Here is a 6,650-nt window from a genome sequence, read left to right as displayed (position 1 = left end):
TCGAGAATGCGGATGTGGCGATTGCCATCGGCTGCAACCCGATTGAGAACCATCCGGTTGCCGCCACCTACTTCAAGCAGTTCACGAAACGGGGCGGTAAGCTGATTGTCATGGACCCGCGCGGTCAGGCATTGAAGCGCTTTGCCAGCCACATGCTGCAGTTCCGTCCCGGCGCCGACGTGTCGATGCTGAACGCGATCATGCATGTGATTGTCGAAGAGGGGCTCTACGACCAGCAATACATTGATGCCTACACCGAGAACTGGGAGGCAGAGAAAGAGCATCTGGCAGGCTTTACGCCTGAGAAGATGGCAGAGATTTGCGGGATCGAGGCGGATTTGCTGCGCGACGTGGCACGCACGTTTGCTGGTGCGAAGTCCGCGATGATTTTCTGGGGCATGGGTGTGTCTCAGCACATCCATGGGACAGATAACTCGCGTTGCCTGATTTCACTGGCTCTGATGACGGGGCAGGTGGGTCGCCCGGGCGCTGGGTTGCATCCGCTGCGGGGGCAGAACAATGTGCAGGGTGCGTCGGATGCAGGCCTGATCCCGATGTTCCTGCCTGATTATCAGACGGTGACCGATGATGGTGTGCGGTCCGCTTTCACGGATGTTTGGGGCTCCGGCGACTTCTCGAACGAGAAGGGGCTGACCGTGACCGAGATCATGGATGCGGTCCATGCCGATCAGATCAAGGCGATGTATATTTTGGGTGAGAACCCGGCCATGTCTGACCCGGATGTGGAGCATGCGCGGGATGCGCTGGCGAAGCTGGACCATCTGGTGGTGCAGGACATCTTTATCACCGAGACGGCGAACTATGCCGATGTGATCCTGCCTGCGTCGGCCTTTGCAGAGAAGACAGGGACTGTGACCAACACGAACCGTCAGGTGCAGATGGGTCGCCCCGCGGTGCCACCACCCGGTGAGGCCAAGGAAGACTGGTGGATTGAAGTTGAGTTGGCGAGGCGTCTGGGCCTCGGCTGGACCTATGAGAGCCCCGCAGATGTGTTTGCCGAAATGAAGCTGAACATGAAGTCGCTGGACAATATCACTTGGGAGCGGCTGGAGGGCCAGAACGCGGTTACCTATCCGTCCCTGTCGCCGGAGGATCCAGGCCAGGCCATCGTGTTTGGTGATGGGTTCCCACGGCCTGATGGGCGCGCGAGATTCACACCTGCTGCTGTTATCCCGCCGGATGATGTGCCGGATGCAGAGTATCCCATGATCCTTACGACGGGCCGACAGTTGGAGCACTGGCACACCGGGTCGATGACCCGCCGTGCGACTGTGCTGGATGCGGTTGAGCCGGAGGCCAACTGTTCATTGCATCCAAGCACCTTGCGTAAGCTGGGAGTGGTGCCGGGAGACATGGTGCGGCTGACGACCAAGCGCGGGTCGATAGAGATCATGGCGCGTGAAGATCGGGCAGTGTCGCCAGACATGGTATTCTTGCCCTTTGCCTTCGTGGAGGCGGCGGCAAATATTCTGACGAACCCGGCGGTGGACCCCTATGGCAAGATCCCGGAGTTCAAGTTCTCGGCCGTTCGTGTCGAAGCAGTGACCGGAGCGGTTGCAGCAGAGTAATCCAAATGTGTGCCTGACGGCGCACACGATTCCATCTTGTGAATGAGGGGTTTCACCCCTCAAACTCCACAAAGTTTATCTGGTACGATGAAGGGATCGGAATGGTCGACGCTGAACGCTTTTTGACGGACTTGCATGCTTTGCGTCAGTTCGGAGCATCGGGCGTTGGCAAGGGGGTGGTACGCCCTGCGTATTCTGAAGCTGATATCGCAGCGCGCGATTGGTTGGCGTCGCGGATGACTGACGCCGGATTGACGCCGCGTTTTGACGCGATGGGGAACCTGTTTGGATTGGCTGAGGGTCCGTCATTACTGCTTGGGTCGCATTCAGACAGCCAGCCGCGAGGTGGGTGGCTGGACGGTGCCTTGGGCGTGGTTGCGGCGTTGGAAGTGGCGCGGGCCAGTGTCGAGGCGGGCGGGCCTGCCATTTCGGTGGTCTCCTTCCAAGATGAAGAAGGTCGGTACGGCGTAACGACCGGATCCAACGTGTGGTCGGGAGGGCTGTCTTTGGCCGATGCGGATGCCTTGGTAGATCATGACGATGTTTCGCTTGTGCAAGCGCGGGCGGCGGTCGGGGATCGTGCAGGCGCGCCTGTGGATCCGGCGCAGTTCACCGGCTTCATCGAACTGCATATCGAACAGGGCGCGACACTGGACACTGCGGGCGAGCAGATAGGTGTCGTGACCGATATTGTCGGCATTCGGGATCGAGTGATTACTCTGACGGGACAACAGAACCATGCCGGGACCACGGCGATGGCGCTGCGGCGGGATGCGTTTCAGGGGCTGGTCGCTTTTTCCAATCGCCTGAACGAGCGGTTGCGAAATGTGGTCACGCCGCAATCCGTCTGGACGATTGGGCATGTCGCGGTCAGCCCCAATGCGTCGTCCATCGTGCCGGGGCAGGTGCGCTTTTCCATGCAATGGCGGGATGCGGATGTGGCCCGGTTGGCACGGATGGAGGTGGTGATTGAGGACACTTTGTCAGAGGTCACGGCAGAATTGGACCTTGGCGTCGAGAAAGGACCGCTGCTGGGGTTGGAGCCTGTGGCGATGGATGCTGATCTGCGCACGAAGCTTGAAACAGGTGCCGAGATAGTCGCACCGGGAAAATGGCGGCGAATGCCTTCCGGGGCTTTGCATGACGCGACAAATGTGGCCCGATGTATGCCGGTTGCGATGCTTTTCGTGCCGTCTATTGGCGGGATCAGCCATGCGTTCGAGGAGGATACGGACGAGGCCATTCTTGTGGCGGGCCTGAAGGTGTTGGCCCACGCGGCTGGGCTCTAGGCGGCGCGGGCATATCCGCGTTTGATGGCCCTTTGCCGGTAGCGGTCGGCGGCGGTTGATGCCGCGCGTAGATCGCTGTGGCAAGTCACACGTTGACATGGCTTTCCGCCGATCAATCCCCATTCGATGACCACGGACGCTTCGGAAAACAGGTTCAATGTGATTTCAACACGGTAGAACCGGCTTTGACTGGAACGGTAGAGCAGGGCTTCAATCATGCTTCGATTCTGCCACGGGTTGAATCGTCATGTCCACTGCACATCGCCCAAAAAGATGTAACCGGCGCCATAGATCGTTTTGATCAGGCGGGGGTTTTTGGGATCTTCGCGCAGTTTTGTGCGCAATCGGCTGATGCGGACATCCATTGCTCGGTCAAAGCTGTCTCCCGCCCCGCCGCCCAGGCTTTCCTGCATTTGTGCGCGGCTGATCAAGCGTTTGGGTGCGTCCAGGAACAGGCGCAATACTTCGCCTTCAGCATGAGAGAATGGCGTTTCCTGACCGGCTTTATCCGTCAACGTGTAGCTGTCGAAAGAGGCCTCCCACCCGTTGAAATGCGCGACCTGTCCGGTTTGCGTTGCTGCCTTCGGCGCGCGCAGCCGCACTCGGATGCGGGCGACAACCTCCGCCGGATCGAAAGGTTTGATGATGTAGTCGTCGGCGCCCAATTCCAGTCCCGTCACCCGGTCCTGCACCTGCGCCCGGCCCGAGATGATGATGACTGCTGCCCCTTGTTCGAGGGCGAGTTTGTGAACGAGGGTCAACCCATCGGTGTCCGGCAGACCCAGATCGACAAGGCAGACATCGGGTTCGTGAGTTTTGAGCGCCGCTTCGAATGCCGCGGCGCGGGAAAAGGACAAGGTGCGAAACCCCGCTTCTTCCAGCGCGTCGGCAAGGATTGTGCGGATCGCCGGTTCATCGTCGAGGATCGTAACAAGTGGTTTGGTCATGCCGCATCCGCCTGAAGGAGTGCAGCAAGGTCGGATGCCTCAAACGGCTTGCGCAGAACCGGGGCGGAAAGCGCTGCCGTTTGGTACATTGTGTCACCCGGTGGAAGTGATGTCATCAGGATCACGGGCAGGCTACCCTGCAACTGGTTTGCAAGGTCAATGCCGGTGCGGCTGCCTGACCCAAGGTTGATGTCGGACAACACAAGGCCGATGTCGGGCAGGTCTGCCGTGAGGGCGATGGCTTCATCCACACCCGCAGCTTCGATCACGGCGTGACCCATACCCATCAGCAGGTCGCGGTAGTATTGGCGCAAGTCCGGGTCATCCTCGACCAACAGGACAAGCGCGCCAGCCAGTTGTGGAGCAGGGCGGAGGGGCAGGCGCAGACGCACTTGCGCGCCAATCTCTCCGTTGCCCAGCTTCAGATCGCCACCCGCACGCTTGGTCATGTCGTAGACCATCGGCAACCCCATACCCGATCCTTCGGAGCCCTTCGTGGTAAAGAATGGGTCGAAGCCGTGTTCCAATGCGTCGTTGGAAAAGCCGGGGCCAGTGTCGGTGACAATGAATTCCAGCCACGTGTCGTGGACGGGGCGGGCTGTCAGGGTGATGTCCCCTTTGGTGCCGCAGGCATCGCGGGCGTTCAGAATAAGGTTCAATAGGCTGTCTTTCACCAAGCCTGGGTCCAGCATGTGGGGCCCTGTGACGGTCGTGGAGGTGCTGAGTGTGAGCCCGGGTGGCAGGGTCGATTGCGCCATGGTTGTCACATCGCCCAGCAGCGTTTCGATATCAGTCGCAGCCGGGCGCATGGCGCGTCCTGCTGTCATGTCAGCGATTGAATTCAGCAGCTCGCCGCCGCGACGGGTCGCGGAAAGCGTACCATCGATCAGGTCTTGGGCGCCCGACGGCAATCCTTCCATACGGGATAGTTTGGATTGCAAGCCCAGGATGATCGTCAGCAGGTTGGAAAAGTCATGCGCCATGCCTGACGTCATCTGAGCAGCAAGTGTGCGGCGCCTGTTCTGCTGCAGCGCGACACGGGCCTGAGTTTCTTCCGTGATATCCATGGACAGGATGTAAACGCCGCCCGACGCCTCTGGTGTGAAGGCCACACGGATGCGTCTGGCGCTTGCCTCATCCGTAAACTCAAAGACTGATGCTTCGCCCTTGTAGGCCCGAGCCAGGTTCGATGCGATGCGCCCATATGCAAAAGCGCCAAGCGCGTCCGAGATGTGTTGGCCGACAATGTCCGACGGGCGGCTGGGAATGACCGTACTGAGGCGTCTGTTGGAGTACGTATAGTGACCGCTGGCATCTACAAGCGCGATATGGGCTGGCATCATCTCGGTTGTCAGGCGGGTGCGCGCCTCGGTTTCGGTCAGCTGACGCTTGGCTTCTTCGAGGGCGGATACAGTGGAGGCAAGTTGGCGATTCGTGGCACTCAGCGCTTCAGTGTGTTGCAGAACTTGATCGGAGAGTTCCGTAGCGCGGGCACGCAAGAGCGCTTCTTGCGCCTTGATGTGGGAAATGTCGGTGTAAACCGTGACCCAGCCGCCCTGTGGCAGAGGTGAGCCTTCGACGCTGATCGTACGGCCATTGGCGCGGGTGCGCTCCATGTAATGTGGTTCAAAGGCCAGGGCCTGATCCACACGTTCCTGCACAAAACTGTCCAGATTGTCGATCGGGCCATATTCGCCGCGCTTTGCCAGATGCGTGATCGTTTCGCGAAAGGTAGAGCCCGGGGTGACGAGCGCGTCAGGTAGGTCGAACATTTGTTGGAAGGGCGCATTACAGACCGCAAGCCGCAAATCCTGGTCGTAGATCGTCAGCGCCTGCGCGATCAGGTTCAGGCCCGAGGCCGTCAGCGATGCCGTGTGATCCTGTGCCATGATCCATGGCTAGCATTGGTTTCAACGCCCGCACAACGGGTCATGGTCCGCTGTTACAATTCGTAAGGTTTGGGAAAACATCAGGAAAAAGTTGACGCGCAGCGTGTGCACGACATCCTTAGACACAGCAAGAATCGTCTGAGCGATCACGCGTGCCCCTTGGGAGGGGATGCGCTGGGGAGGAACATACGTGGTCAAGTCGTCTGAGGGCGCGAGCGGACTGAAATCCGTACCTGCGCTGCTACATCGGAATGCCAAGGAATTCGGATCGGCCCCCGCATATCGCGAGAAGGAGTTCGGGATATGGCAAAGTTGGACGTGGTCCGAGACACTCGAGGAGGTCGAAGCACTGGCGCTTGGGTTGATCGACCTGGGTGTGCAGCCCGGCGATCATATCGCGGTTATTGGCCGCAATCGTCCCTACCTTTACTGGTCCATGATGTCGGCGCAGATGGCGGGCGCAATCCCCGTGCCTCTGTATCAGGACGCTGCGGCCGAAGAGATGGCCTATACCCTTGACCACTCCGGCGCGCGCTTTGTCATCGCGGGCGATCAGGAGCAGGTGGACAAAGTGATCGAGGTGCAGGCCCAGCTGCCGGACTTCGAGCAGATGATCTACCTCGATCCGCGGGGGCTGCGGAAATACGATCATTCCAAGCTGCATCAGTATAGCCATGTGCAGGATGCAGGGCGGGCCAAGCGGGATGAACTTGCGCCTGAGATGGCAAAGCGCATTGCCGCGTTGGACTACGACAGCACCTGCGTGATGCTGTATACCTCGGGCACGACGGGCAAGCCCAAGGGCGTGGTGTTGTCGAACCGAAACGTCATTGAAACGTCGAAGTCATCTTCTGAGTTTGATGGGTTGCGGCAGAGCGATGATATCCTGGCTTACCTGCCGATGGCATGGGTGGGTGATTTCATCTTTTCCGTGGG

The 6,650-nt window shown here is 59.6% G+C and carries 6 protein-coding genes; 3 read left to right on the top strand and 3 right to left on the bottom strand.

What is annotated here, in order from left to right:
* Window positions 1-1,589 (top strand): molybdopterin oxidoreductase family protein (locus AC6RA8_RS20095; RefSeq protein ID WP_500355252.1); only part of this gene is annotated, 1,589 nt, incomplete at its 5' end.
* A 101-nt stretch (window positions 1,590-1,690) separates the two neighbouring features.
* Complete coding sequence (locus AC6RA8_RS20090) at window positions 1,691-2,878, top strand: hydantoinase/carbamoylase family amidase (RefSeq protein ID WP_500355250.1); 1,188 nt, start codon at window positions 1,691-1,693, stop codon at window positions 2,876-2,878.
* Here the strand turns inward: AC6RA8_RS20090 and AC6RA8_RS20085 are convergent.
* From AC6RA8_RS20085 to AC6RA8_RS20075, 3 genes are read right to left on the bottom strand one after another with little or no spacing between them, the layout of a single operon-like run.
* Window positions 2,875-3,096 (bottom strand): WGR domain-containing protein, encoded by a 222-nt coding sequence (locus AC6RA8_RS20085; protein ID WP_500355248.1) that lies wholly within the window; start codon window positions 3,094-3,096, stop codon window positions 2,875-2,877. The genes AC6RA8_RS20090 and AC6RA8_RS20085 overlap by 4 nt on opposite strands.
* Window positions 3,097-3,123: 27 nt before the next feature.
* Window positions 3,124-3,825 (bottom strand): response regulator transcription factor, encoded by a 702-nt coding sequence (locus AC6RA8_RS20080; RefSeq protein ID WP_500355246.1) that lies wholly within the window; start codon window positions 3,823-3,825, stop codon window positions 3,124-3,126.
* Complete coding sequence (locus AC6RA8_RS20075) at window positions 3,822-5,714, bottom strand: PAS-domain containing protein (RefSeq protein ID WP_500355244.1); 1,893 nt, start codon at window positions 5,712-5,714, stop codon at window positions 3,822-3,824. Before AC6RA8_RS20075 ends, AC6RA8_RS20080 begins: the two co-directional genes overlap by 4 nt.
* A 190-nt stretch (window positions 5,715-5,904) precedes the next feature.
* On the opposite strand from AC6RA8_RS20075, the gene AC6RA8_RS20070 reads away from it, so the two are divergent.
* Window positions 5,905-6,650, top strand: a 746-nt coding sequence (locus AC6RA8_RS20070) for an AMP-binding protein (protein WP_500355242.1), incomplete at its 3' end; no start/stop codon positions are given.

Source organism: Tateyamaria sp. (assembly GCF_059783535.1).
The sequence above is the reverse complement of the archived record's forward strand: the minus strand, read 5'-3'. Positions and strand labels throughout refer to the sequence as shown.

Coding starts and splice junctions, on each gene's coding strand:
- AC6RA8_RS20075 (WP_500355244.1), bottom strand. CDS start 5,714: ATGGCACAGGATCACACGGCATCGCTGACGGCCTCGGGCCTGAACCTG.
- AC6RA8_RS20090 (WP_500355250.1), top strand. CDS start 1,691: ATGGTCGACGCTGAACGCTTTTTGACGGACTTGCATGCTTTGCGTCAG.
- AC6RA8_RS20085 (WP_500355248.1), bottom strand. CDS start 3,096: ATGATTGAAGCCCTGCTCTACCGTTCCAGTCAAAGCCGGTTCTACCGT.
- AC6RA8_RS20080 (WP_500355246.1), bottom strand. CDS start 3,825: ATGACCAAACCACTTGTTACGATCCTCGACGATGAACCGGCGATCCGC.